Genomic DNA, 23,939 nt, shown 5'->3' on the forward strand with positions numbered 1-23,939 from the left:
AATTACTTCGGCTCGTCCATCATCTTCGGAACTTCGAAGGTGCCGGCCTTGATCTCAGCCCGCTTGGCTTCCATCGCAGCCTCCGCATCGGCGGGTGCCACGCCCTTGACGAAAACGATATCGCTGCCGCCTTCCTTCATCAGGCCATAGGACGTGTAGTTCCTGCCGACCGGCTTTCCGGCAGCGACATCGGCGATCGCAGCGTCCAGGATCGGCCGGAAATACCACATGGCGTTGGCAAACACCGTATCCGGATAACGTGGCGTATAGTCGATCAGCGAGCCGACCGACTTGATGCCGCGCTCCTTGGCGGCGTCGGCGGTGCCGATGCGCTCGCCGAACAGGATGTCGGCGCCGGCGTCGATCTGGGCAAGACCGGCTTCGCGAGCCTTCGGCGGATCGAAGAAGGTGCCGATGAACGAGACGAGGTGCTTCGCGTCCGGATTGACCGCCTTGACGCCGGCCGCGAAGGCATTGATCAGCATGTTGACCTCGGGGATCGGAATGGCGCCGACCGAACCGACGACATTCGACTTGGTCATCTTGCCCGCCAGCATGCCGGCAAGATAGGCGCCGTCATGGTTCCAGGTACCGAAGACGCCGAAATTGTCGCCGGCCTGCTCGCCGCTCGAACCCAGGACAAAAGCGGTATCGGGGTAGTCGGCCGCGACCTGCCGGGCCTCTTTCTCCACCGCATAGGCCTCGCCGATAATCAGCTTGTTGCCCTGTTCGGCATATTCACGCATGGCGCGGGGATAATCGGTGCCGGAGACGCCTTCGGAGAAGACATATTCGATGACGCCTTCCTTGGCCGCGTCCTGCAGCGCCTTGTGCAGACAGGAGTTCCAGGCATTTTCAACCGGCGACGCATGAATGCCGGCAACCTTCAGCGGCGCGGCGGCTCTTGCCAGCGGGGCAAAGCCGCTGACCCCAAGCGCAATGCCGGACGCGATCACTGCCCGGCGTGAAATCAGGATATCTTTGGTCATTGATTGTTCCCCTTTTTTACCATTTGGTTCAAAAATCATAGTAGCGCCTAAAAATGTGTCAAGCAGCGAATGGGCTTAAAAATCAGGCTGTTCAATCTGTTGCGCCTTGTGTTTGCAGCCAAATTTTCCGAACCTGTGTGTCGTCGCGGCTTGGCGCGACGACATTGGCAGGATATGCAAGGAGGATAGGGGTTGGGGAAATGAAAATGGGGGAAGATGAGGACGCTTCGCGGCGACCGATCGCGAGCCGATCGTCGTCCTGGGCGATCGGCACTAGCGCATGGCTGGCGCGCACCGGCGTCACGCCGAACGGCATTTCTCTACTGTCGATCCTATTTGCCGGTATCGGCGCAGCGCTTATCCTGCTTACATCACATCCGATTGCGATGGTCTGTGCGGCGATCTCGGTGCAGTTGCGGCTCGTCTGTAATCTGCTCGACGGGATGGTCGCGATCGAAGGCGGCAAGAAAACCAAGAGCGGACCGATCTATAATGAATTTCCCGATCGGATCGCCGACAGTCTGCTTCTTGTCGCGGCCGGCTATGCCTGCGGCTTTGCCTGGCTCGGCTGGTTAGCTGCGCTGCTTGCTGCACTCACCGCCTATATCAGGGTCTTCGGAGGAGCGGTCGGTCTTCCCCAAGACTTCAGCGGCATCATGGCCAAACAGCGCCGCATGGCGGTACTGACCGCGGGTCTCGTTGCCCAGAGTATCGAGACGCTGATATCCGCCAGCAATTGGTCGCTGATCCTCGCGTCGGCGATCATCGCGGCCGGAAGCCTCATCACCTGCATCACACGCACGATAACGCTTGCCCGTTCGCTGGAGAGACCATGATCGCGCTCGTCCGTCGCCTTCTCGTGCTGTTCGTCCGTATTCTGGTCGGCGCCCGAAGCGAATGGCGAGGCTGCACGCCCGATCCCCGCCGCCGCATCTATTTCGCCAATCACAACAGCCATGTCGATACCGTCGCCGTCATGGCTGCCCTGCCGTGGCCTGTGCGCCGGCTGACCCATCCGGTCGCCGCACGAGATTATTGGGGAACCAATGCCTTTCGCCGGTTCATAGCGGAGAAGTGCCTGCGCGCCGTCCTGATAGACCGCAAACCTCTGCCCGACAGCAATCCGCTGGAACCTCTCGAGCGCCTGCTCGAGGAAGGCCGTTCGATCCTGATTTTTCCTGAGGGAACGAGAAGCGCCACCGATGAGGTCGCCCCGTTCCGCAGCGGCATCTATCGCCTCGCCTGCCGTTTTCCGGATGTCGATCTCGTGCCGATCCATCTCGATAATCTTCAGCGCATCCTGCCGAAGGGAAGCATGCTGATCGTCCCGATCACCTGCACGGCGCGCTTCGGCAAGCCGCTCCGCGTCGAACCGGGCGAGGAAAAGACCGAATTCCTGGCCCGCGCCCGTGCCGCGGTCATTGAGCTCGCGGACGGGGGGCGCATTGCATGACCAGCATTTTCTCCATCGTACTGGCCGCCATCCTCGGCCTGCTTGCCGTCGCCTCCGCGGTCGGTTTCATTCTGCAGCGGCGCGCAACCGAGCCCGGCTCCGTCGCCACCGTCCAAAATCTCAACGCCCGTATCCGCTCCTGGTGGATCATGGTCGCAGTGTTCGGCGGCGCAATCCTGCTCGGCGACACGGCGACCGTCATCCTGTTCGCATTCCTATCCTTTATGGCGCTTCGCGAATTCTGGACCCTGACACCATCGCGGCGCGGCGATCATCTGGCGCTTTTCCTGTCCTTCTTCGTCGTCTTGCCGCTGCATTACGTGCTGCTCGGAACGGAGTGGTACGGCCTCTTTGCGATCTTCATCCCGGTCTATGCCTTCCTGATCCTGCCGGCGGTGGCGACCTTGACGGGTGACGTCAACGAATTCCTCGCCCGCAGCGCCAGGGTGCAATGGGGATTGATGCTGACGGTCTATTCGATCAGCCATGCTCCCGCACTTCTCATGCTGGAGACCGGCACGCCGGCGGCGCTCCTTCTCGTCTATCTGGTCGTGGTCGTGCAGCTCAGCGACGTCTTCCAGTATGTCTGGGGCAAGCTCCTCGGAAAGCACCGTTTCTCGCCGAATATCAGCCCGTCGAAGACGATCGAAGGGCTGGTCGGAGGCGGCGCCTCGGCCATCCTTGTGGGAACACTGCTTTATCGGCTGACGCCGTTCTCTCCGCTGCAGGCCGCAGCCATCAGCACGGTCATCGTCGTCGCCGGCTTCTTCGGCGGCTTCGTGCTCTCGGCCATCAAGCGCGATCTCAATGCCAAGGACTGGGGCTATGTGATCGAGGGCCATGGCGGCGTGCTCGACCGCTTGGATTCCATCACCTTCGCAGCGCCGCTGTTCTTCCACATCGTCCGCTATTGGTTCACCACGTAGAAGCTGGTTTTGGCTAAAGCCGGTCGATCTCCTCGAGGCTCTCGAACAGCCGGTGCTGAACATCCCGCTCCTGCTTGCTGATGGCGGTCATCAGCTTGCCCATCGTTCCCCGCAGGCCGTGCAACTCGTCGACCAGCTCCATGACGATATCGACGCCGGCTTCGTTGACACCCATGTTTCCCATGAGGTCCAGGATGAGCCGGGCGCGTGCGACATCGGCGTCGCGAAATTGCCGTTGGCCGCCTGACGTCTCCGGGATCAGCCAACCCTCTTCGACCCAGAGGTCAAGCTGGACGATGTCGATTTTCAAGTAAAGACGGAATTCGAGATCATCCATGATCAAGCCTCCATGTTCTTTCTCGGATCGTAGGAGTTTGCTGTTGCCCATTCCTTCATGAAGGCCGTCAGCCGTTCATCCGGGGCGTCGGGCAGCACAATCTTCAGCGAAATGTAGACGTCACCATGTTCGCCGCCGCGTTTTGCAACACCCTTGCCCTTGAGACGCAACACCTTGCCGCTGTTCGAATGAGGCGGCAGCGTCAGATTGACTGCTCCGGACGGCGTCGGCACACGAACCTTGCCACCGAGCACGGCCTCGCTGAGGGAGATCGGCAGTTCCAGGCGGATATCGTCACCGTCTCGCGTGAAGAAACGGTGCGGGCGGACACGGATTTCGATCAGGGCATCGCCCGCCGGTCCGCCTCCGATGCCAGGTTCGCCCTTGCCGCGCAGCCGCAAGGTCTGGCCGTCGCGCGTCCCCGGCGGGATCTGCACGTCAAGCGCCGGACCATTCGGCAGCTTGACTTCCGTCCTGGTGCCGTTGGCGGCCTCGAGAAAATCGACCTCCATGGAGAACTGGCGGTCCCGGCCACGACCATGGTTCTGGCCGCCTCCCGCCCGGCGCGAAAAGAAGTTGGCAAAGATATCGTCGGCATCGCCGAAATCGGCAAAGCCGGCACTGTTGTGATAGGGATCGCCAGGGCCGCTCTTTGAAGCATAGTCGCGGTAATAATTGCGCTGCGCCCGCTCGGCGCCTGTTATGTCGATCTCGCCGCGATCGAAGCGTCCGCGTTTTTCCTCGTCGCTCAAGATCTCGTAGGCGGTTGAAATTTCCTTGAACCGTTCCTCGGCCTTTTTGTCGCCGGGGTTGAGGTCGGGGTGAAGTTTCTTGGCGAGCTTGCGGAACGCGCTTTGAATATCCTTTTGCGTCGCATCCCGCTTTACGCCCAGAAGCTCATATGGATCCTGGCTCATGCATATCTCCGGTCAGGCAGCGAATACTGCTGGTTGGCTTGGGGATGATATAGGTTGTCGGGCCGCCGCCGGGGAGGGGAGTCCGGTCGCTCTGATCGACTTCATCAATCCGCAGCGGAACTAAAACAACGCCGCGTCTTCCACTTGAGGCGCCGAGCCTTCATGCGCGGGATCGGGTCGCCGGTCGATGAGAACCGAGCACCCGGCGTGGCGCACGACCTTGTCGACGATCGAGGAGAAGACGTAGTCGGTGATATCCGTCACATGGGATGAAAGCAGGATGAGATCGGCCGATTTCTGCCTTGCGACGGAGACGAGCACGGAGGCGGCAACGCCGATACGAACCTCGATCGTTGCCGGAACTCCCATCTCTTTACAAAGCGATGCAAGTTTCTTTTCGGCGTCGACGATCGCGGTCGTTTCGAATTCTTCGGGAAGCTCCGTCAGGTGACGGTGGGGGATACTCTCGATGACGTGCATGACGACGAGGCTTCCGCCTTCATCCACCAGCGCAGCAGCCCGACGCAAAAGGCGGCTTGCCGTTTCCCGGGAGCCCATGCCGATGCCGCAGATGATCGTTCGATACATTGAAATCCATATCCTCGAATGCGAATGATAACACCGATCATACCGGTGTCGTCCATCCCGGCATTGACGAATATCAAGAAAAAGCGCCGCAACGGCAGCGCGCATGAAACGGCCAGCTGCTTGTGAACGAACCTCCGGCTGAATCGTCGCAGTTGACGGCATGGCCATCAGCAACATTTCTAACCCGATGTCGTCACTGATTGAGGTTCATATGCCGAATTTTGCGATTATCGGCTCGGGTGCGATGGGAAGTGCTGCCGCCAAACGGCTGATCGACCACGGCGCCACGGTGCTGACTTACCTCGAGGGCAGGAGCGAGCAGACGATTGCGCGGGCAAAGGCAGCCGGCATGGTGCCGGTCGGCCGCCAGGAGCTGACGAAGGCCGAGCTGATCCTGTCGATCGTTCCGCCATCGGAGGCGATCAAGGTCGCCGACCTCGTCGCGGACATATCGTCGGGGATGCCGGCCCCGCCGCCCTTCGTCGACCTTAACGCAATTGCGCCGAAAACGATGCAGGCGTTGGCGGCACGCTTCGAAAGCAGCGGCGTCGAAGTGCTTGACGGTGCGATCATCGGCGGGCCGCCGGTCCCCGGCAAATCAGGTCCGACCATCTATATCAGCGGCGATACCGCGGAGCGGAGCCGGCTGCTCGAGGATTGCGGCCTGCGGATCCGCAGGCTCGACGGACCGCTCGGCGCCGCCTCGGCCCTGAAGATGTGTTATGCCGGCATCAACAAGGGATTTACCGGCCTCGGCACCGCCATGCTGCTTGCCGCATCGCGTTCGGGTGCTGCCGAAAGCCTGAAAGCCGAACTCTCCGAAAGCCTTCCGGACGTCGATCGCAAGCTGTCGAGATCCATTCCCGACATGTACCCGAAGGCCTATCGATGGGTCGCCGAAATGCAGGAGATTGCCGATTTCCTTGGAGACGATGATCCGGCGGGGACCATCTTCCGCGGCATGGCGGACCTCTTTGCCAGGATGGCTGGCGACGTGGAGGGCAGCCGCGTGCTCGTCGGACAGCTGGACGAGATCATCGCTTCCTCGGGAACCGAAAACTGATCGCAATGGTCAAGCAATCGTCGCAGCAACCGAATATGAGAGATGGAGCCATGGGCTTTCCAACACTCTGACGATTGTGTGAACCTTCTCCGACACCTCTGACAAAACCTCATCGCCTCTGCTATGTCAGGAAAAATGCGGCGGCCCCAACCGGCGTCGCGCTCTGTCCGATCAATCCCAGGAGTTTGAAAGATGAGCGGTTCTCCCGATTATACACCCCCGAAGGTCTGGACCTGGAACAAGGCGAATGGCGGCCAATTCGCCAGTATCAACCGCCCGATATCAGGGCCGACGCATGACAAGGAGCTTCCGGTCGGCCGCCATCCGCTGCAGCTCTATTCGCTCGGCACCCCGAACGGCCAGAAAGTCACTATCATGCTCGAGGAGTTGCTGGCCCTTGGCCATAGCGGTGCCGAATATGACGCCTGGCTGATCAAGATCGGCGATGGGGACCAGTTCGGCAGCGGCTTCGTCGCGGTCAATCCCAATTCCAAGATACCGGCGCTGATGGACCGCAGCGGGCCAAAGCCGATCCGTGTCTTCGAATCCGGCGCCATCCTGACCTATCTCGCTGAAAAGTTTGGCGCCTTCCTGCCGACTGAACCGGCCGCCCGCGCCGAATGCCTGTCATGGCTGTTCTGGCAGATGGGTAGCGCCCCCTATCTCGGCGGCGGCTTCGGCCATTTCTACGCCTATGCGCCGACGAAGATCGAATATGCGATCGACCGATTTGCCATGGAGGTGAAGCGTCAGCTCGACGTGCTCGATCGTCGCCTTGCCGAAAGCGAGTATCTGGCAGGCAGCGATTATACGATCGCCGATATTGCCGTCTGGCCCTGGTATGGTGGGTTGGTGAAAGGCTGGACCTACGGTGCAGCCGAGTTTCTGCAGGTCGAGGACTATACGAACGTGCTGCGCTGGGCCGACACCATCCACAGCCGGCCGGCCGTGCAACGCGGCCGGATGGTCAACCGCCTCTCCGGCGAGCCCTCGAGCCAATTGCACGAGCGCCACGACGCCAGCGACTTCGACACCAGGACGCAGGACAAGCTCGCTGCCGCCGAGTAAGCAAGCGGCCCCAGCCACTTGTCGCAGCACCAAATGATGCTCCGCCGCCTGGAGCGGCGGAGCATCTGCATGCTGTCAGAACTCAGTTCTTGACCGTATCTTCCAGGAAGAACCGGCCGAGCGGGTTCTGGTAGAAGTTCTCGATATTCTTGCGTGAGACGTTGATATAGGGGCTGTAATAGAGGTCGATCCAGTTGACGTCGTCCTTGGCCATCTTCTGCAGATCGACATACATCTGTTCGCGCTTCTTCGGGTCGAGCTCGAGGCGCGCTTTGGCAACCAGTTCCTTCACCGCCTCGCTCTTGTAATTGGTCGAGTAGTTGTTGTTGGAATCGTGGCCGAGCACGAAGGTGGTCTTCTGGTCCGGATCGAGAATGTCATTGGTCCAGTAGTTGACCGAGACGTCGTAGTCGCCGGCGACGATCATGTCCCATTCCTGGCTTGGGTCGACCTTCTGCAGATTGGCGGTGATGCCGGCCTTCTGCAACTGCTGCTGGACCAGCACCGCCGTCTGTTCGTCGACTTCGTCGCCGGCGCGCACCAGATAATTCAGCGTCAGGTCAGAGGCGCCGGCGGCTGCCAGCAGCTCCTTTGCTTTTGCGGGATCATAAGGCCGCTGCAGATTGTCGGCATAATAATAGAGGGCGCCCTTCGGAATGTAGGAGTTGGCGACCGTGCCCTGGCCGAAGGTGACGGTATCGACGATCGCCTTCTTGTCGATCGCCAGGTCGAGCGCCTGGCGGACTTCCTTCTTGCCGAGCGCGCCATGCGCATGGTTGATCAGCAGATGGTCCTCGCGGGTCGAAGCGTCGATATCGACGTTGAGGTTCGGGTCCTTCTTCAACTCCTCGACGCGGGAGAAGGGCACGAAGATCGCCGTATCCAGCTCACCGGCCTGGACGTTCAGCATGCGGGTATTGTCGTCAGGCACCGAGATCCACTCGACGCCGTCGAGCTTCACCCGGTCCGCCTGCCAGAAGTTCGGGTTCTTCTTGAGAATGACGCGGTCGCCGCGCCGCCATTCCTCGACCACGAAGGCGCCGGATGCGATCGGCTTTTCGCCATAGGCATCGGGACCAAGCGCTTCCATGCCCTTCTTGGAGATGACGGAGGCATTCGGCAGTGCCAGCGTCGAAAGGAACGGCGCGGACGGGTTCTTGAGCTTGATCGTCAGCGTGTGCGCGTCGGTTGCGACCGCCGTGTCGATCACTTTGTAGGAATCGCTCCAGAGCGAGGCCGCGTCATCGCGGATGCGCAGCAGGCTGTAGGCCGCGTCTTCCGCCGTCAGCGGCGAACCGTCGGAAAATTTCGCGTCGCGGATCTTGAACGTGTAGGTCAGCCCGTCATCCGAGGTGGTCCAGCTTTCGGCAAGGCCTGGCTCCAGTTTCGTGCCTGTCTTGTCGACGCGGATCAGCACGTCGTAGACGTTGGAGAACACCCAGTTGTCGATGTTCTGCGCAGTCTTGATCGGATCGAATGTCGTCGAATCCTCGCGGCGGCCGATGGTGAGTACACCGGCGGCCTCCGCATAGCTTGCACTGAGCGTCAGGCCGGCGAACAAGGCTGCAAGCCCGATTGATTTCCACCTGTTTGTCATGAGTTCGTTCCCTTCGTTGTTATGGCATGCGTTTGATGGGCTGGATCGGCATCGAATGCGGATCGTCCTTGCCGTCGGCGTCTTGAAGCAGCCGCTTGTCAGGATCGATGTCGGGAATGGCGGCGATCAGCGCCGCCGTATAGGGATGCTTCGGCCGCGCGAAGACCTCTTCGGAGCGACCTTCCTCGACGATCTCGCCGCGATACATCACGACGACCCGTTCGCAGAGATTGCGGACGATCGCGAGATCATGGGCGATGAAGATCAGCGTGAGATTCATCTTCGCCGTGAGCTCGCGGAAGAGCTCGATGATCTGGGCCTGGATGGTGACGTCGAGGGCGGCCACGCATTCGTCGGCGATGATCATCTTCGGATCGACGGCGAGGGCCCGGGCGATGCCGGCGCGCTGGCACTGGCCGCCGCTCATGCTGCGCGGTTTGCGGCCGGCGAATTCGCGTTCGAGGCCGACGAGATCGAGCAGTTCGCCGATCCGCGCCGGGATATCGGCCTTGGCGACCTTGCCCTGCACCTTCAGCACTTCGGCCAGCATCTGCCCGATCGTCAGCCGCGGATTAAGTGCATTGTAGGGGTCCTGGAAGACCATCGCCGTCTCGCGCCTGAGCTTTGCCAGGCCCGCGCTTTTCTGCAGCGCCAGATCGATACCGTCGAAAGTGACGTGGCCCGAGGAAAGTGGCGTGAGGCCGAGCACGGCGCGGGCAAGCGTGCTCTTGCCGCTGCCGGACTCGCCGACGATGCCGACCGTCTCGCCCGGCATGATCTGCAGGCTGACGCCGGCAACGGCGCTGACCATCTTGGCACCGCCCCTGAGCAGCGCACCGCCCGCTCTGAAGCGCACATGGAGATCGTCGATTTCGAGCAACGGTCTCGCCGGGTTGCTGGCTTCGGCAAGCTCGGGTAACGGCGCTGATATCGCGCTCGGCAGGGAAGGGTGGCTGTTGATCAGGTTGATCGTATAGGGATGCTGCGGCCGCGCCAGGATCGTCCGCTTCGGCCCCTCTTCGAGCAGTTTGCCACCGCGCAGCACGGCGATGCGGTCGCAGGTCTGGGCGACGATACCGAGATCGTGGGTGATCAGAATGATCGACAGGCCGCGCCGGTCCCGAATGTCAATCAACAGCCGCAGGATCTGCGCCTGAATGGTCACGTCGAGTGCCGTGGTCGGCTCGTCGGCGATCAGGATCTTCGGATTGCAGGACAGCGCCACGCCGATCATCGCCCGCTGCCGCATGCCGCCGGAAAATTCGTGCGGATAGCTATCATATTGGCGCTTCGGATCGGGGAAGCCGACTTGCGCCAGGATTTCCGTCGCCGCGACGCGGGCCTCCCGGATGTTGAGGCCCTGGTGATAGCGGATGCCCTCGGCGATCTGATCGCCGATCCGCATCACCGGGTCGAGATGGCTGGTCGGGTTCTGGAAGATCATGCCGATCTCGCCGCCGCGCACTTTCAGCATCTCGCCATCGTCGACCCGCATGAGGTCGCGCCCTTCGAGCAGCACGCTACCGCTTTCGATCTTCAGCAGCGAGGAGGGCAGCAGGCGCACCAGGGAACGGCAGAACAGGCTCTTGCCCGAGCCGCTCTCACCGACGAGACCGAGGATCTCGCCCTTGCCGAGGTCGAGCGAGACCGCATCGAGCAGCGTGCGCGGGCCGGAATCGACATGCGCCCTGACTGTGAGATCACGGACGGACAGCACGGAGCCGCTCATTCGTGCACCCCCAGCAGTTCGCCGAGCGCGTCGCCCAGCATGCTGAAGCCGAAGGCGAGGCAGACGATGGAGAGACCGGGAAACAGCGTGATCCACCATGCGGTGGTGATGAAGCTCTGTCCTTCCGCGACCATGACACCCCATTCGGCGATCGGCGGCTGGACGCCGAGGCCGAGATAGCTGACAGCAGCGCCGCTGAGCAGTACCAGCGTCGCGTCCGACATCGAAAAGACAATCGAGCCGGCGATCGCGTTCGGCAGCAGGTGGCGGAACATGATCCGTGGGCGGCTGAAGCCGAGGCTGACGGCAGCAACGGCATAGTCGCTGCCCTTCAGCACCAGCATCTGTGCCCGGATCAGCCGCGCATAGGAGACCCAGCCGACCAGCGCCATGGCGATATAGAAACTGCCGAGGCCTGGGCCGAGGATCGCAATGATCGACAGCATCAGCACGAGGAAGGGGAAGGCGAGGATGATATCGACGAGGCGCATGAACAGCGCATCGACGATCCCACCGAAAAAGCCGGCGATCGTGCCGACTGTCGTGCCGATCACGAAGGGGAAGATGACGCCGATCAGCGCCATCTGCAGGTCGAGGCGCGCGCCCCAGATAACGCGGGAGAGAATATCGCGGCCGAAATTGTCAGTGCCGAAGGGGTGCAACAGTGAAGGCGCCTGCAGGCGCACCTCGGCATTCTGCATGATCGGGTCGTAGGGCGCGATGATGGGCGCACCGATCGCCAGCAGGACGAAGAACAGCAGCAAGCCGGCACCGACGGCAAGCATCAGCCGCCGGCCGAAGAACCGGCGCCAGCCGAGAGATGCGGGGGCGATCGCCTCGATGCTCATAGCTTCACCCTCGGATCGACTGCGACGGTGACGATGTCGGCGATGAAGTTGATAAGCACGGTGGCGCAGGCAAAGACCATGGCGACGCCCTGGACCACCATGTAGTCACGCGAGAATATCGCCCGGACCAGCAGCTGCCCCATGCCGGGCAGCGCAAAGACGCTCTCGACCACCACCGTACCGCCGATCAGCCAGCCGATGTTGACGGCGAGCAGGTTGATCGTCGGCACCAGCGAATTCGGCAGTACATGCCGCCAGAAGACGATACCTTCGGGCATGCCGCGGGCGCGCGCCGCCGTCGCAACATCCGATTTCAGCTGGTCGATCATCGCCGCCCTCAGGCTGCGCGTCAGCACGGTCGAAAGCGACAGCGCCACCGTCAGGCTCGGCAGCACCAGATGCGACAGCTTCTCGCCGATCGTCGCACCATAGCCCGAGACCGGCAGCACACCGAGTTCGACGCTGAAGAGGATGATCAGCATCAGCCCCAGCCAGAAGGGGGGGAAACCGATGCCGAAGGTCGAGACGATGCGCACCGCATGATCCGGCGCCCGGCCGGCATTACGTGCGGCGATTGCGGCCATCGGCACCGCGATCAGGACCGAAAGCACGACGCTGGAGACGACGAGCGCGAGTGTCGGCTCGATACGGGTGACGATCAGCTTCAGCACGTCGATCTTGTAGAGGATCGACTTGCCCATCTCGCCGTTGGCGAGGTTCTTGAGGAAATAGACATATTGCAGCCACATCGGCTGGTCGAGGCCGTACTGGGCGCGAATGCTGGCAAGCGCTGCCGGCGTCGCGCGCGTCCCGAGGATATTGCGCGCCGGATCGCCGGGGATCAGCCGGACCAGAATGAAAGTGATGACGCTGATACCGAAGATGACGGGCAGGAACTGCAGCGGTCGCGTCAGAACGAATTTATAGCGATGCATGACGGCGATCGCCCCCTTGTCTTCGTCGGGTTCGGTCCGCTCCCTCTTGCATCAGCCTGCCTCGTGCCGGTCGAGAAAATCGAGAAGCGCCGGATAATAATCCTGCGGGTTCTCATAGAACGGCATATGGCTGGCATTGGCAAATACCTTGAGCTCGGCATTCGGCAGCGCAAGCTTCATCCTGAGCGCACAGGCCGGCGTCAGCTCGTCATGCTCTCCCGTCGTGATGAGCACCGGCAGCGTCAGCCGCGGCAGATCGGGGATGCGGTTCCAGTCCTTGAGGTTGCCGATATAGAGGAACTCGTTCGGCCCCTGCATCGTCTCATAGGGCGCCATGTTCCAATCGTCGAGCGAGCGGCGCACCGGCGCCGGCCATTCCGGCAGACGGCAGACGTGGCGATAGTTGAGGATGGTGACGGCAGCGAGATATTCCGGATGATTGTAGGTGCCCTGCGCCTCGTGCTTCTGCATCATCGAGACCGTTTCGGGGCCGAGCGCTGCGCGCAGCCGTTCCAGTTCCAAGATCAGATGCGGCATGTCGGCGACGGTATCTTCGAGGATCAGTGTCTTGAGGTTCTCGGGATAGGTCAGGGCGTAATCGATCGCCAGCCAGCCGCCCCAGGAATGGCCGAGCATATGGATCTTGCCGAGCCCCAGCGCTTTACGCACCGTCTCGGTCTCCTCGACATAACGGCCGATCGTCCAGAGCGAGAGATCGTCCGGCCGGTCGGAAGCGCCGGTGCCGAGTTGGTCGAAGGCGACGACACGATAGCCCTTGTCGGTGAGACAGGAGTGCGCCTCGCGCAGGTAATCGCAGGGCAGACCCGGCCCGCCGTTCAGGCAGAAAACTGTCTCGCTGCCGGTCCCGAAACTATAGGCAACGACGCGATAGCCATCGACATCGATCTCGAATCGCTCGTCTGGCCGTATTTCACGCCACATTGATCGCTCCGGCAGAAGATTTCGCTTGCTCAATATTTGGGCACGGCTAAATTTTTACCTTAATCCGCATTCTGTGCCAGCTATAAGAAGTGATAGGGTGGGCCGAAATGCCGAACCCGGGAGCCGCCCATGCTTGACGACCCCATTCTTGACGACATTGGAACGATCAGACGGCAGTTCACAGCGCATGAGACGCTGGACGGCCGGATCGACCAGGCCTTCGAGGCGATGAAGCAGATCGGCTTCGAGGCGCTGATCTACGACTATACGCCGGTGCCTTACGATCTCGACGGCGCGATCATGATACCATCGCTGCTGAAGCTGCGGAATATCTCCGACGACATGCACGACTACTGGTTCAATCGCGGCTATTTCCGTATCGATCCGGTGCAGCAGGTGGCGCTGCGCACCTCCGCACCCTTCTTCTGGAACTACGACCCGGATGCCGACACGCTGATCAACCGTTTCATGAACGACGACACCGCGCCGGTGACGCGTTATTTAAGCGAACGCGATATGTCGACCGGCGTCACCGTCCCGGTTCACATGCCACGCGGCGACTATGCAACCGTCACCGGCATCCGCTTCGGCCGGAACAAAGATTTCGAACGGCACGCACTGCGCTATATCGCCGACTTTAACCTGCTTGCCCATGTTTTCCATGAGACCGCCTATTCGCTTTTCGACACGCGGGCGAAGAGCGTTGGCACGATCCGCCTGACCGAGCGGGAACGTGAATGCCTGCGCCATTCGGCGGAAGGTTACTCCGCCAAGGAAATTTCCCGCATCATCGACCGTTCCGTACCGACCGTCGTGATGCATCTGAACGCCGCGACAAAGAAACTCGGGGCCCGCAACCGCACCCAGGCCGTGGTTCGCGCCACCCATTACCGCCTGCTCGAAGACCGGCCGACCCATAATTGGCCACCCTATAACTTGTGATAGCTGCCTTCACCGTCGTCGCCGCGTTATGCTTTTTCTCATTGCTAAGAGATGGAGACGCCAGTGGGCGAAGTCACGACCAAAGAAGCCTATCTGCCCTTTCGCGACTATCACACCTGGTATCGCGTCACCGGTTCGCTGGAGAGCGGCAAGCTACCTCTTGTCGTCGCCCACGGCGGGCCCGGCTGCACCCATGATTATGTCGATTCCTTCAAGGATATCGCCGCCCTCGACGGCCGTCCGGTCATCCATTACGACCAGCTCGGCAATGGCAACTCCACCCGACTTCCGGAAAAGGGCCCGGATTTCTGGACGGTCGGTCTGTTTCTCGAAGAGTTGGACGCGCTGCTTTCCCATCTCGGCATTCAGCATCGTTATGCCTTCCTCGGTCAGTCCTGGGGCGGCATGCTCGGTGCCGAACATGCGGTGCGCCGGCCACAAGGCCTGAAGGCGCTCGTCATCGCCAACTCGCCGGCCAACATGCACACCTGGGTTTCGGAGGCGAACCGGCTGAGGCAGGAACTGCCGAAAGAGGTGCAGGACACGCTGCTGAAGCATGAACTGGCGGGAAGCCTCACCGATCCGGAATATATCGCCGCCTCGCGCGTCTTCTATGACCGCCATGTCTGCAGGGTGGTGCCGTGGCCGCCTGAAGTGGCGCGGACCTTTGCGATCATGGACGAAGACAACACCGTCTACCGCAACATGAATGGCCCGACCGAATTTCACGTCATCGGCACGATGAAGGACTGGACGATCGAGAACAGGCTCGACCGAATCGAGGCCCCGACGCTGCTGATTTCGGGAAAATACGACGAGGCGACGCCCCTGGTGGTAAGGCCCTATCTCGAACGCGTTCCCGGCTGCGAATGGGTGCTCTTCGAAAATTCCAGCCACATGCCGCATGTCGAGGAAAAGCAGCTTTGCCTGGCGACCGTTTCCGGTTTCCTGGCACGGCACGATTGAGGAAGCGCGTTCGCCGGCTACACCATTCAAAAGTGAAAGGAACGGACCGATGAACGATCAACCGCAAACAGAAAGCGCGAACTAGCAGGGGCCGTACCTGGCGCGGTCTGGAGGCGAGCTTCTGCGCATTCCGCGCGGCCGCACGCATATTTCAGGCACGCCATCATCGCCTCGGAATCAATTCGGCCGGCTGGTGCGGGCGCAATGCCGCTGTGACGGGCGGGAGCACCGCCGACTGCAGAAGCATGGCGATATCGACGTGGTGCCGGCCGGCCTTGATGGCGTCTGGGAGGACGACCACGAATGCATGATCCTGCGGCTGAAGATCAGCAAGGATCGTTTCCATCGGGCTGCGATCGACCTCGGCCGCGATCCCGTGGAGGCAATCGTGCCGCATATAATTAGAGCATGATGTCGTCCGAAAACCGCTCACACTTTTCGGCATCATGTTCTGGTCAGCCTGGGAACAGGTTAAGCCGTGATGTTCGGACCAGGCCCATTGCGCGATAATGCCCAACTCCTCGACGGCGTCATGAAAAACGAAAAGATCTATGTAACGAAGCCCAGCCTGCCGCCGCTCGAAGAATTCATTCCGTCGCTGGAAGCAATCTGGAACAATCGCGTCCTGACCAATGGCGGGCCATTCCACCAGCAGCTGGAGCAGGAGCTCTGCAACCATCTCGGCGTGAAGCACATCAGCCTTTTTTCCAACGCCACGCTCGCGCTGCTGACGGCGCTTCAGGCGCTCCGCGTCACGGGCGAAGTCATCACCACGCCTTATTCCTTCGTCGCCACTTCGCATTCGCTTCTCTGGAACGGCTTAAAGCCCGTCTTCGTCGACATCGATCCGGTGACGCTCAATGTCGATCCAGCGAAGATCGAGGCGGCGATCACGCAGCAGACGACGGCGATCATGCCGGTGCATTGCTACGGCCACCCTTGTGACGTCGATGCTATCCAGAAGATCGCCGATCTCTACAATCTGAAGGTCATCTATGACGCCGCCCATTCCTTCGGCGTGGAAGACGAGCGGGGAAGCATTCTCAATCACGGCGACCTTTCCATCCTGAGCTTCCATGCGACGAAGGTTTTCAACACATTCGAAGGCGGGGCCATCATCTGCCCGGATGTCAAGACGAAGACCCGCATCGACCAGCTGAAGAACTTCGGTTACGTCGACGAAGTGACCGTGGTGGCGCCAGGCACGAACGGCAAGATGAGCGAGTTCAACGCTGCGCTCGGCCTGTTGCAGCTGAAATACATCAAGCTCGCGCTCGAAAGGCGTGGTTTGATCGACAGTGCATACCGTGAGCGGCTCCTCGGTGTGGCCGGCATAGAATGCCTGGACCGTTCCGGCGAGACCGTCTCCAACTTCTCTTATTTCCCGATCCTCGTACGCCCTGACTATCCCATTTCACGCGATGGGCTCTATGAACGGCTGAAGGAAAACAGCATTCATCCGCGCCGCTATTTCTATCCGCTGATTTCAAGCTTCTCGATGTACCGCAGCCTGCCTTCCTCGCAGCCCTCGAATCTGCCGGTCGCAACCGAGGCCGCACAACAGGTGCTCTGCCTTCCCATCTATCCGGACATGGAGATGGAGATCGTCGACAAGGTCTGCGCGCTCATTGCTTCATTGAGCACAGGTGCTTTCACCGCAAGTAGGGATATATGAGATGAAACTGGCTATCATGCAGCCATATTTCTTCCCCTATATTGGTTACTTTCAGCTGATCCACGCGGTCGATAAATTTGTTGTCTACGACAACATAAAATATACAAAAAAGGGTTGGATTAATCGAAACCGCATACTGCGGAATGGTGAAGATTATACATTTTCTCTGCCGATTAAGGCCGCGTCGGACAGCCTAGATATATGCGACCGCACACTGTCGACAGAGTTCGACCGCAATAAGCTAGTTAATCAAATTCAAGGCGCCTATCGACGTGCACCATTTTTTTCAAATGCTTTTCCAGTGATAGAACAGGCAATCCGCTTCCAAGACAGCAACCTCTATTCCTATATATTCAATTCAATCACGAAAATTTGCGATTATCTCGGCATCAAGACAGAATTCATCGTCTCGTCCAAAATGAAAATAGATCACGGTCTTAAGGCAGAGACAAAGGTTTTGGCTCTTTGTGAAGAGGCCGGTGCAAGCGTATATATAAACGCAATCGGGGGAGTGGATCTCTATTCGCGCGAAACGTTCAATGCGCGTGACATCGACCTGAAATTCATCAAATCGAAGCCTTTAGAATATCCCCAGTTTGGAGCGGAATTCCTGCCTTGGTTATCGATCATCGACGTGATCATGTTCAACTCCGCCGAGAGCATCCAGGCGAAGATACTCAACGAATATGAGCTTATTTAACCGTAGTCGCTGCCGCACTCGGCAGTCCGGACTCCATCAAGAAATCCAGTCGGTGACGTAGATGTTTAAATGGCAAAAGCTGGGCAAGGTGTTCACGCCGCAAGATGTGACGAATCGCCCGTGGCTCAAGGAGTTTGCTCAGGCGCCAGCAACCCTGATTTTCGATGATTTTGTGCGCGTATATTTTTCCTGCCGACCACCGGCAGACGAATCCGGGCAATATGTGTCGCATTCCGCTTATATCGACGTGGACAGAGCTGATTTGTTCAAAGTCAGGCACATCAGCGAACGTCCCGTTCTGGAATTGGGTAGCCTTGGTGAATTTGACCAATTTGGTACCTATCCGATTTCCGTAGCAAGAGATGGCGATATCGTTCGGGCTTACTATGCCGGCTGGACTCGTTGCGAGTCCGTGCCTTTCAACGTCGGTATCGGCTTGGCACTAAGTACCGATGAAGGTCGAACGTTCGTGAAGGCAGGTCGTGGACCGGTGCTACCATATTCGCCCGATGAGCCGTTTGTTTTGAGCGGTCCCAAAATCCGGCGCTTTAACAATACCTGGTACCTCTTTTACATCGCTGGCTCCAAGTGGAAGATGGCCGACGGGCGCGCTGAGCCTGTCTACAAAATAAGGCTCGCTACCTCGGAAGACGGCATCCGTTGGACAAAGCTAAATAGAAACCTGATCAACAGCATTGTCGAAGATGACGAAGCACAGGCCAGCCCCGATGTGATTTTTGCCGGGGGGAAATACCACATGTTCTTCTGTTACCGGTATAGCACGAATTATAGAGGTAAAGAAAAAGGCTATCGAATCGGCTATGCATCGAGCGTTGATCTGATCAACTGGCATCGCGACGATTCCAAGGCTGGCCTAACTGTATCGGATACGGGATGGGACGACGAGATGGTCAGCTATCCGCACGTCTTTGAGATCGATGGCAAGACCTACATGGCTTATCTCGGCAATCAGGTCGGTCGCAATGGCTTCGGTCTTGCTATCCTCGACGGAAAGTTGGGTGATGTATGACGAAGATGCGCTGGAAGAAGTTAGGTAAGATCTTCGATCCCACTCGCCATCAGCTGCCGGCAGGATGTGTCGAATACGCGCAGTCACCTCAAGCACTCGTTTTCGACGACTTTATCCGAATATACTTCTCAACTCGCGCCGTTGACACGAATGGCAAGTATCTCAGCCATATCGCTTTCGTTGATATGGATAAGACAATGGATCGGATTGTTCGAGTTTCCGACCGGCCCGTTATAGAGCTTGGGAAACTAGGCTGTTTCGACGAGCACGGTATCTTCCCGATGAACGTGATACGACATGAAGGAAAGATCTACGGCTACTCATGCGGTTGGAATCGAAGGGTTGCGGTATCGGTTGATACTGCAATCGGCCTCACCGTCAGTGACGACGACGGGTTGTCGTTCAAGAGGATCGGCGATGGGCCAGTTTTGTCTGCGTCGCTCGGCGAGCCTTGCTTGGTCGGCGATGGCTTCGTACGGTTCATCAACGGCACCTTCCACATGTGGTACATTTTCGGAACTGGATGGAAAGTATATTCCTCCGAAACCGCGCCAGACCGCACCTATAAAATCGGTCACGCAACATCCCGGGATGGCATCAATTGGCAGAAGGAAGAAGCCCGACAGATTATCGCTGATCGGCTTGGTCCAGATGAAAGCCAGGCTTTACCTACGGTCATCGAGATCGAGGGGCGTCATCATATGTTCTTTTGCTACCGGCAATCGTCAGATTTTCGCACGAATAAAAGCCGTGGCTATCAAATCGGCCACGCCTGTTCGGACGACCTGATTAACTGGTCGCGCGATGACGTCGAACTAGCAATCGAAGGAACAAGTGGCGAGTGGGATTCTGACATGCTTTGCTATCCGCATGTATTTGAGTCAGACGGTGCTATTTACCTTTTGTACAACGGAAACCACTTCGGCCGGTATGGATTCGGCGCTGCGATATTGGAGCGGACCGCTTGACCCCAAATTGGAGCCGCAACTTCGCTTCGGTAGACGAAATAGCCCGACACTTAAACGAGTGTGGTGAGAGTTTTGCAACCGAGCTCAGTGCAAGAATCGACATTGGGATCTATGCGCAGAAAATTCTTCTAAATGCCGAGCGCTTCGAGGCATGGTCGAACGGCATGTTAGTCGGATTCTTGGCTATGTATTGCAACGACGACAAGCTGAAGTCGGCATTCATTACGAACGTGAGTGTGCTTGAGGATTGGCGAGGCCGTGGAATAGCGGGGACGTTGCTTGAGCAATGCATCACTCACGCAGACGAAAAAGGCTTCGGCACAATACAGCTTGAAGTAGAGGCTGGGAATATGGCGGCAGTCGCGGTCTACGGAAAATTTGGGTTTGTGCCGTTGGGTGGCGGGCAGTCAACGCTCATTATGAAGCTGGATTTGGGGGCCAAAAAGTGACCGACAAGCGTGATTATAACAATGAAATAAAAGACACCAGTGATCATCGTTATGCTTACAATTTCGATTTCGATGTCATGCATCATTATATGCTGAAGTCCTTTATTCCATTCTTTCGTCGGGGGAGTTTACTTGAGCTTGGAAGTTTTCGAGGCGATTTCACCAAACGAGTGATGCCGTATTTTGACGACATCACCTGCGTCGAAGCATCCGACGAGGCGATAGCCATAGCGAAGCGCGATCTAGGCGAAGGGCTGATATTTATCAACGACGTCTTCGAAGGCGTGACGTTGCCCAAGCGCTATGACAATATTCTGCTGACGCACGTTCTCGAGCATCTGGATGATCCTGTGGGAGTGCTTAGACGTGTCAACGAGGAATGGTTGTCGGAAGGCGGTAGGCTCTTCTTGGTTTGCCCAAATGCGAACGCTCCCTCACGTCAGATCGCGGTCAAAATGGGTTTGATACGTCACAATTCGGCAGTAACGCCGGCGGAGTTGGAACACGGTCATCGGATCACATACTCGTTGGACACCTTGGAGCGTGATGCTAAATTAGCGGGGCTAAATGTGGTGCATCGCTCAGGCATCTTCTTCAAAGCGTTGGCCAATTTTCAGTGGGATCGGCTGTTGGAGACCGATATTATCTCCAGCGAATATCTCGAGGGATGCTATCACCTGGGGCAAATCTATCCCGATCTTTGCGCCAGTATTTTCCTTATGTGCGAAGCTGGCGGGACGCGGTAATTGCGTCCAATTCCAATCTTTCTTAAGTCCGGAGGGTATCGATGCCGCGTGTATCGATCTGTATTCCTGCATATAATCCCGATTATTTCGAGCTGTGCCTTCGAAGTGCACTGGCCCAGAGCTTTGTCGATGCTGAAATTCTTGTGTCTGACGACTGTCCGACCGATGCAATCAAGGTAATATGTGATAAATATGTTCGGTTTGTTCAATATAGCCGTAATCCGAATCCCGGGCCCGAGAGCAACGTGCGTCGACTGGTTCAGATTGCGAACGGCGAATACATAAAATTCCTGTTCGATGATGACGTTCTTCATCCTTTTTGCGTACAATTCCTGTTGGAGGCACTCGATGCGACAAGGGATAGAAATACGCGCCTTGCGTTTTCTCCACGCCATCTGATCGATGACCGAAATCATACGACTGGTTTCATCAACCATTTCAACGCTTCCGGAGACGGCTTAAAAATGGTTTCCGGCCGTGATTTCCTAAGGTTGACGGCCCTCAATCATGTGAATCTTGTTGGGGAGTACACAACAGCCTTATTTCGCAAGGCGGACGCATTTGACGGCGATGGACAATTCCGGTTGTATCGCATGGAAGGTGATCTCTTCCGAGGCTTGATTGACCTGTCGGCGTGGGTTGAATTGGCTCAACTCGGCGATTTCGTTATACATCCCAAGCCGCTCTCGTACTTTAGGCGTCATGAGAACGCCACGTCGAACCCGCAGATCAACTGCAAGTTCATCTATGCGATCACCTATTATGAGGATGTGCTTAATTTTGCCTTTGAAAAAGGCTATTTGCCAGCAAGCGATTTACCTGCGTCATATCGCAACCTGGTGAATACCTACCGCTATTGGCAAAATTCATTCCCGCAGCTTAATGCAAGAATTGCACAGATCGAAGATGCATTGACATAGAGCTGGAATGACACGCCCTAGGGGAGTCGAACCCCTTTTCCCCATGGTGCCCTAATCGATAGACGACGGGCGCTTCCTATCTTCCCTCCATTTTTCGGGGTGACCGCTGCGAAGTCATCAGCCGTTGCCATAAACGCGACCTTCGTTCCGTCGACGAGGCGCGCTCCATGGCAGACCTGGTGATCGTCGCGCATCATTTCACCGTCTGGGCTGGTCCAGAGTCCTGTCGGGGACGGCAGCTCCCGAGAACCCTCTATCGACGAACCAGCCATTTCTTGGCAACACGGCAAGCCATCGTATAGGCGGGATCGAAGACGTTGCCGACATCGTAACGCACCACCTGACCGAGCAGATGGCTGGCCGCCGTCCTGTCCAGGTCATAATCTGATGCCAGCCAATTCAACATTTCGCTGGTCGCATGCTGGAGCGCCTGATCGAGGGGCCGGGCGTTGCCGATAGTGAAGATGTCTTCGGCGGTTTCCCCACGCGGCCAGACCAGTCCGGCCTTCTTTTCCACCGTCAGCCGCACCGTGACTTCGAACGTCGTCTCGACGCCGGTTCCGACGATCTCGCCATCCCCCTGCACGGCATGGCAGTCGCCGAGGAAGAACAGGGCGCCGGGAGCGGCTACCGGGAAGCGGACCGTGGTGCCGGGGCCGAACAGCCGATAATCCATATTGCCGCCATATTCGCCGCTGGTTGCGGTCGATATTGCCTGGCCGAGGCTGGGCGCCACGCCGAAACAGCCGATCATCGGGGTGAGAGGCAGAACGAGGTTTTCGAGGCCGGCGACCGGCTCGGAAAGCCGAACGGTCAATGCCTCGCGGTCGATGACCCAGATGGCCATATCGCGCGCCGGCAGGTCGCGAACCGTCTCGGGATCGACGACATTGGCGGCGACGACGCTGCGGGTAAACCCCGTGGCCCTGGTCGGGATCATGCTGATGATCTCGACCTTCAGCGCATCTCCGGGCACAGCACCTTCCACGAAGATCGGGCCGTTCATCGGATTGGGGCCGAATGTCTGCTTGACGCCGTCCTTGTCATACCCGACGGCGTCGAGCGTCTCAGTGACCACGGTGTCGCCGTCGGCGATACGCAGGGCCGGCGGAAGAGAGCCGATGACATTGTGAAAGATCGTCGGAATGAAGCGGTGAGTGGTCATGAGAATATGGCTCTCGCTCGTTTCAAATATCATGAGCCTGCGGCTGAACTGCCCGGCGGAGAGAGTTCGAGACTAGATCAGAGATTGCCTGCAATGCCAATATCCGCAGCATCGCCCGAAAATGCAGTTCGGCCGCAATGCCGGCGGCCGATAGCAGGTTGTCAAATCAGCCTATCTCCAAGCACCGGGCAGTATTCGCCGCGGATTTCTCATCCCAACAGGAGATCAGACATTCAGAATTTGAAGCTCGTGCCGACCGTCACCTTTTGCTGATTAACCTCGAAATCGCCGAGCGCCGAGCCGAAATCCTTGCGTCCGAAATCGTCATAGCGATATTCAGCGCGCATCATAATATTGTCGGTCAGGGCGCGTTCTACACCGCCACCGGCGGTCCAGCCAATCAGAATGTCGTCCTTCTTGCCAATTCCAGGCACGTCGACTTCTCCGCCCGCGGCCGCCAAACCCCCGGTTCCATAGATCAGCGTACGGTCCAAGGCATATCCCACACGTCCACGCGCCGAGCCATCCCATTTGAGGGAAACGTCGCTCCCATCCTTCCAGTTGTAGTTGAAGTCATTCTCGATACCGAAGACGAAAGGACCGTGCTGGAAATTATATCCGCCGTAGATACCCGTCGAACCTCCATCAAGATCCTGCTCGGAACCGTCGAGGTAGCTCGCATGTGTCGAGGTGTATCCGCCTTGAAGCCCGAGATAAAATCCCGACCAGTCGAAGGCCGACTGGGTCTGTCCCTGTTGAACGTAAGCAGGATCCTGAACCACGGCATCGGCGGCAAAGGCCGGCACCGCCGAGAAAGCCACAGCGGCCAGCGCGATTATCTTTGTGTACATTAAAGTGCCTCGTCATTTCGATGATTGGAGAAGGCTTCAGCAAACCGGCAAGTCGGCTGGGACCGATTCATTATGCTGCGGTTCGGTGTTGCGGTTTGCACTTTATTGTTGAGATATGTTGCGACCTTGGGCGTC

Annotated in this window: 26 protein-coding genes; 15 read left to right on the top strand and 11 right to left on the bottom strand. The window is 58.5% G+C overall.

The features are described from left to right. Nucleotides 1–2: 2 nt before the first annotated feature. Nucleotides 3–989, bottom strand: coding sequence for a BMP family protein (locus tag ACD590_RS33400; RefSeq protein WP_018448994.1), 987 nt, complete (start codon nt 987–989; stop codon nt 3–5). Between the two features lie 206 nt (nt 990–1,195). Here ACD590_RS33400 and ACD590_RS33405 point away from each other — a divergent pair, with 206 nt between their 5' ends. From ACD590_RS33405 to ACD590_RS33415, 3 genes are read left to right on the top strand one after another with little or no spacing between them, the layout of a single operon-like run. Further along, nucleotides 1,196–1,825 carry a CDP-alcohol phosphatidyltransferase family protein gene (locus ACD590_RS33405; RefSeq protein ID WP_439004281.1) on the top strand — a complete coding sequence of 210 codons (630 nt, stop codon included), beginning with the start codon at nt 1,196–1,198 and terminating at the stop codon, nt 1,823–1,825. After that, entirely contained in the window at nt 1,822–2,442 is a 621-nt protein-coding gene (locus ACD590_RS33410; protein WP_018246952.1) for a lysophospholipid acyltransferase family protein, read from the top strand. Before ACD590_RS33405 ends, ACD590_RS33410 begins: the two co-directional genes overlap by 4 nt. Further along, entirely contained in the window at nt 2,439–3,368 is a 930-nt protein-coding gene (locus ACD590_RS33415) for a phosphatidate cytidylyltransferase (protein ID WP_439004282.1), read from the top strand. Before ACD590_RS33410 ends, ACD590_RS33415 begins: the two co-directional genes overlap by 4 nt. A gap of 13 nt (nt 3,369–3,381) precedes the next feature. Here the strand turns inward: ACD590_RS33415 and ACD590_RS33420 are convergent, their stop codons facing one another. The 3 genes from ACD590_RS33420 to ACD590_RS33430 all read right to left on the bottom strand — a co-directional run bounded on the left by ACD590_RS33420 (nt 3,382) and on the right by ACD590_RS33430 (nt 5,210). Then, nucleotides 3,382–3,705, bottom strand: a complete 324-nt coding sequence (locus ACD590_RS33420) for a chaperone modulator CbpM (RefSeq protein ID WP_018246950.1) — start codon at nt 3,703–3,705, stop codon at nt 3,382–3,384. A 2-nt stretch (nt 3,706–3,707) separates the two neighbouring features. Then, entirely contained in the window at nt 3,708–4,622 is a 915-nt protein-coding gene (locus tag ACD590_RS33425) for a DnaJ C-terminal domain-containing protein (RefSeq protein ID WP_018448997.1), read from the bottom strand. 120 nt (nt 4,623–4,742) lie between these two features. Beyond that, the gene (locus ACD590_RS33430; protein ID WP_028732438.1) at nt 4,743–5,210 is read right to left on the bottom strand and encodes a universal stress protein; all 468 of its coding nucleotides are present in this window, start codon (nt 5,208–5,210) and stop codon (nt 4,743–4,745) included. 160 nt (nt 5,211–5,370) lie between these two features. Between ACD590_RS33430 and ACD590_RS33435 the strand changes: the two genes are divergently transcribed. Both ACD590_RS33435 and yghU read left to right on the top strand, forming a co-directional pair. After that, nucleotides 5,371–6,273 carry a DUF1932 domain-containing protein gene (locus ACD590_RS33435; RefSeq protein ID WP_439004283.1) on the top strand — a complete coding sequence of 301 codons (903 nt, stop codon included), beginning with the start codon at nt 5,371–5,373 and terminating at the stop codon, nt 6,271–6,273. A gap of 192 nt (nt 6,274–6,465) precedes the next feature. Beyond that, on the top strand, nt 6,466–7,341 hold the full coding sequence (gene yghU, locus ACD590_RS33440) for a glutathione-dependent disulfide-bond oxidoreductase (protein WP_193445084.1): 876 nt from the start codon (nt 6,466–6,468) through the stop codon (nt 7,339–7,341). An 82-nt stretch (nt 7,342–7,423) separates the two neighbouring features. On the opposite strand, the gene ACD590_RS33445 is transcribed toward yghU, so the two are convergent. The 5 genes from ACD590_RS33445 to ACD590_RS33465 are packed head-to-tail and all read right to left on the bottom strand — an operon-like array spanning nt 7,424 to nt 13,392. Next, nucleotides 7,424–8,938, bottom strand: coding sequence for an ABC transporter substrate-binding protein (locus tag ACD590_RS33445; RefSeq protein WP_018246944.1), 1,515 nt, complete (start codon nt 8,936–8,938; stop codon nt 7,424–7,426). Nucleotides 8,939–8,957: 19 nt separating this feature from the next. Next, complete coding sequence (locus ACD590_RS33450; protein ID WP_439004284.1) at nt 8,958–10,667, bottom strand: dipeptide ABC transporter ATP-binding protein; 1,710 nt, start codon at nt 10,665–10,667, stop codon at nt 8,958–8,960. Further along, complete coding sequence (locus ACD590_RS33455; RefSeq protein WP_105010209.1) at nt 10,664–11,515, bottom strand: ABC transporter permease; 852 nt, start codon at nt 11,513–11,515, stop codon at nt 10,664–10,666. Before ACD590_RS33455 ends, ACD590_RS33450 begins: the two co-directional genes overlap by 4 nt. Beyond that, on the bottom strand, nt 11,512–12,450 hold the full coding sequence (locus ACD590_RS33460) for an ABC transporter permease (RefSeq protein ID WP_018246941.1): 939 nt from the start codon (nt 12,448–12,450) through the stop codon (nt 11,512–11,514). The genes ACD590_RS33455 and ACD590_RS33460 overlap by 4 nt, the downstream gene beginning before the upstream one ends. A 51-nt stretch (nt 12,451–12,501) precedes the next feature. Next, nucleotides 12,502–13,392, bottom strand: a complete 891-nt coding sequence (locus ACD590_RS33465; RefSeq protein WP_018449004.1) for a proline iminopeptidase-family hydrolase — start codon at nt 13,390–13,392, stop codon at nt 12,502–12,504. 129 nt (nt 13,393–13,521) lie between these two features. Between ACD590_RS33465 and ACD590_RS33470 the strand changes: the two genes are divergently transcribed. From ACD590_RS33470 to ACD590_RS33515, 10 genes are all read left to right on the top strand, one after another. Then, nucleotides 13,522–14,334, top strand: coding sequence for a helix-turn-helix transcriptional regulator (locus tag ACD590_RS33470; RefSeq protein WP_018246939.1), 813 nt, complete (start codon nt 13,522–13,524; stop codon nt 14,332–14,334). A gap of 63 nt (nt 14,335–14,397) precedes the next feature. Then, nucleotides 14,398–15,300 (top strand): proline iminopeptidase-family hydrolase, encoded by a 903-nt coding sequence (locus ACD590_RS33475; RefSeq protein WP_047622129.1) that lies wholly within the window; start codon nt 14,398–14,400, stop codon nt 15,298–15,300. 193 nt (nt 15,301–15,493) lie between these two features. Further along, the gene (locus tag ACD590_RS33480) at nt 15,494–15,712 is read left to right on the top strand and encodes a hypothetical protein (RefSeq protein ID WP_245368936.1); all 219 of its coding nucleotides are present in this window, start codon (nt 15,494–15,496) and stop codon (nt 15,710–15,712) included. 120 nt (nt 15,713–15,832) lie between these two features. Next, the gene (locus tag ACD590_RS33485; RefSeq protein WP_439004285.1) at nt 15,833–16,975 is read left to right on the top strand and encodes a DegT/DnrJ/EryC1/StrS family aminotransferase; all 1,143 of its coding nucleotides are present in this window, start codon (nt 15,833–15,835) and stop codon (nt 16,973–16,975) included. A gap of 1 nt (nt 16,976) precedes the next feature. Beyond that, nucleotides 16,977–17,675 carry a WbqC family protein gene (locus ACD590_RS33490; protein ID WP_018246935.1) on the top strand — a complete coding sequence of 233 codons (699 nt, stop codon included), beginning with the start codon at nt 16,977–16,979 and terminating at the stop codon, nt 17,673–17,675. 61 nt (nt 17,676–17,736) lie between these two features. Then, the gene (locus tag ACD590_RS33495; protein WP_018246934.1) at nt 17,737–18,705 is read left to right on the top strand and encodes a glycosylase; all 969 of its coding nucleotides are present in this window, start codon (nt 17,737–17,739) and stop codon (nt 18,703–18,705) included. Next, nucleotides 18,702–19,673 carry a hypothetical protein gene (locus ACD590_RS33500; RefSeq protein WP_018246933.1) on the top strand — a complete coding sequence of 324 codons (972 nt, stop codon included), beginning with the start codon at nt 18,702–18,704 and terminating at the stop codon, nt 19,671–19,673. The genes ACD590_RS33495 and ACD590_RS33500 overlap by 4 nt, the downstream gene beginning before the upstream one ends. Next, nucleotides 19,670–20,122 carry a GNAT family N-acetyltransferase gene (locus ACD590_RS33505; protein WP_018246932.1) on the top strand — a complete coding sequence of 151 codons (453 nt, stop codon included), beginning with the start codon at nt 19,670–19,672 and terminating at the stop codon, nt 20,120–20,122. Before ACD590_RS33500 ends, ACD590_RS33505 begins: the two co-directional genes overlap by 4 nt. Beyond that, nucleotides 20,119–20,868, top strand: a complete 750-nt coding sequence (locus ACD590_RS33510; RefSeq protein ID WP_018246931.1) for a class I SAM-dependent methyltransferase — start codon at nt 20,119–20,121, stop codon at nt 20,866–20,868. Before ACD590_RS33505 ends, ACD590_RS33510 begins: the two co-directional genes overlap by 4 nt. Before the next feature lie 41 nt (nt 20,869–20,909). Next, nucleotides 20,910–21,788 (top strand): glycosyltransferase, encoded by an 879-nt coding sequence (locus ACD590_RS33515; protein WP_439004286.1) that lies wholly within the window; start codon nt 20,910–20,912, stop codon nt 21,786–21,788. Between the two features lie 253 nt (nt 21,789–22,041). Here ACD590_RS33515 and ACD590_RS33520 read toward each other — a convergent pair whose 3' ends face one another. Together ACD590_RS33520 and ACD590_RS33525 are read right to left on the bottom strand one after the other, a co-directional pair. Further along, nucleotides 22,042–22,953 carry an acetamidase/formamidase family protein gene (locus ACD590_RS33520; protein WP_018246929.1) on the bottom strand — a complete coding sequence of 304 codons (912 nt, stop codon included), beginning with the start codon at nt 22,951–22,953 and terminating at the stop codon, nt 22,042–22,044. Between the two features lie 233 nt (nt 22,954–23,186). Then, on the bottom strand, nt 23,187–23,804 hold the full coding sequence (locus tag ACD590_RS33525) for an outer membrane protein (RefSeq protein ID WP_018246928.1): 618 nt from the start codon (nt 23,802–23,804) through the stop codon (nt 23,187–23,189). Between the last annotated feature and the right edge of the window lie 135 nt (nt 23,805–23,939).

It is taken from the genome of Rhizobium sp. 862_C5_N1_2 (genome assembly GCF_051811205.1).
Lineage (GTDB): Bacteria > Pseudomonadota > Alphaproteobacteria > Rhizobiales > Rhizobiaceae > Rhizobium > Rhizobium leguminosarum.

Coding starts and splice junctions, on each gene's coding strand:
- ACD590_RS33490 (WP_018246935.1), top strand. CDS start 16,977: ATGAAACTGGCTATCATGCAGCCATATTTCTTCCCCTATATTGGTTAC.
- ACD590_RS33460 (WP_018246941.1), bottom strand. CDS start 12,450: ATGCATCGCTATAAATTCGTTCTGACGCGACCGCTGCAGTTCCTGCCC.
- ACD590_RS33450 (WP_439004284.1), bottom strand. CDS start 10,667: ATGAGCGGCTCCGTGCTGTCCGTCCGTGATCTCACAGTCAGGGCGCAT.
- ACD590_RS33520 (WP_018246929.1), bottom strand. CDS start 22,953: ATGACCACTCACCGCTTCATTCCGACGATCTTTCACAATGTCATCGGC.
- ACD590_RS33485 (WP_439004285.1), top strand. CDS start 15,833: ATGAAAAACGAAAAGATCTATGTAACGAAGCCCAGCCTGCCGCCGCTC.
- ACD590_RS33425 (WP_018448997.1), bottom strand. CDS start 4,622: ATGAGCCAGGATCCATATGAGCTTCTGGGCGTAAAGCGGGATGCGACG.
- ACD590_RS33430 (WP_028732438.1), bottom strand. CDS start 5,210: ATGTATCGAACGATCATCTGCGGCATCGGCATGGGCTCCCGGGAAACG.
- ACD590_RS33410 (WP_018246952.1), top strand. CDS start 1,822: ATGATCGCGCTCGTCCGTCGCCTTCTCGTGCTGTTCGTCCGTATTCTG.
- ACD590_RS33525 (WP_018246928.1), bottom strand. CDS start 23,804: ATGTACACAAAGATAATCGCGCTGGCCGCTGTGGCTTTCTCGGCGGTG.
- ACD590_RS33515 (WP_439004286.1), top strand. CDS start 20,910: ATGCCGCGTGTATCGATCTGTATTCCTGCATATAATCCCGATTATTTC.
- ACD590_RS33405 (WP_439004281.1), top strand. CDS start 1,196: ATGGGGGAAGATGAGGACGCTTCGCGGCGACCGATCGCGAGCCGATCG.
- ACD590_RS33445 (WP_018246944.1), bottom strand. CDS start 8,938: ATGACAAACAGGTGGAAATCAATCGGGCTTGCAGCCTTGTTCGCCGGC.
- ACD590_RS33500 (WP_018246933.1), top strand. CDS start 18,702: ATGACGAAGATGCGCTGGAAGAAGTTAGGTAAGATCTTCGATCCCACT.
- ACD590_RS33455 (WP_105010209.1), bottom strand. CDS start 11,515: ATGAGCATCGAGGCGATCGCCCCCGCATCTCTCGGCTGGCGCCGGTTC.
- ACD590_RS33495 (WP_018246934.1), top strand. CDS start 17,737: ATGTTTAAATGGCAAAAGCTGGGCAAGGTGTTCACGCCGCAAGATGTG.
- ACD590_RS33435 (WP_439004283.1), top strand. CDS start 5,371: ATGGCCATCAGCAACATTTCTAACCCGATGTCGTCACTGATTGAGGTT.
- ACD590_RS33400 (WP_018448994.1), bottom strand. CDS start 989: ATGACCAAAGATATCCTGATTTCACGCCGGGCAGTGATCGCGTCCGGC.
- yghU (WP_193445084.1), top strand. CDS start 6,466: ATGAGCGGTTCTCCCGATTATACACCCCCGAAGGTCTGGACCTGGAAC.
- ACD590_RS33415 (WP_439004282.1), top strand. CDS start 2,439: ATGACCAGCATTTTCTCCATCGTACTGGCCGCCATCCTCGGCCTGCTT.
- ACD590_RS33470 (WP_018246939.1), top strand. CDS start 13,522: ATGCTTGACGACCCCATTCTTGACGACATTGGAACGATCAGACGGCAG.
- ACD590_RS33420 (WP_018246950.1), bottom strand. CDS start 3,705: ATGGATGATCTCGAATTCCGTCTTTACTTGAAAATCGACATCGTCCAG.
- ACD590_RS33465 (WP_018449004.1), bottom strand. CDS start 13,392: ATGTGGCGTGAAATACGGCCAGACGAGCGATTCGAGATCGATGTCGAT.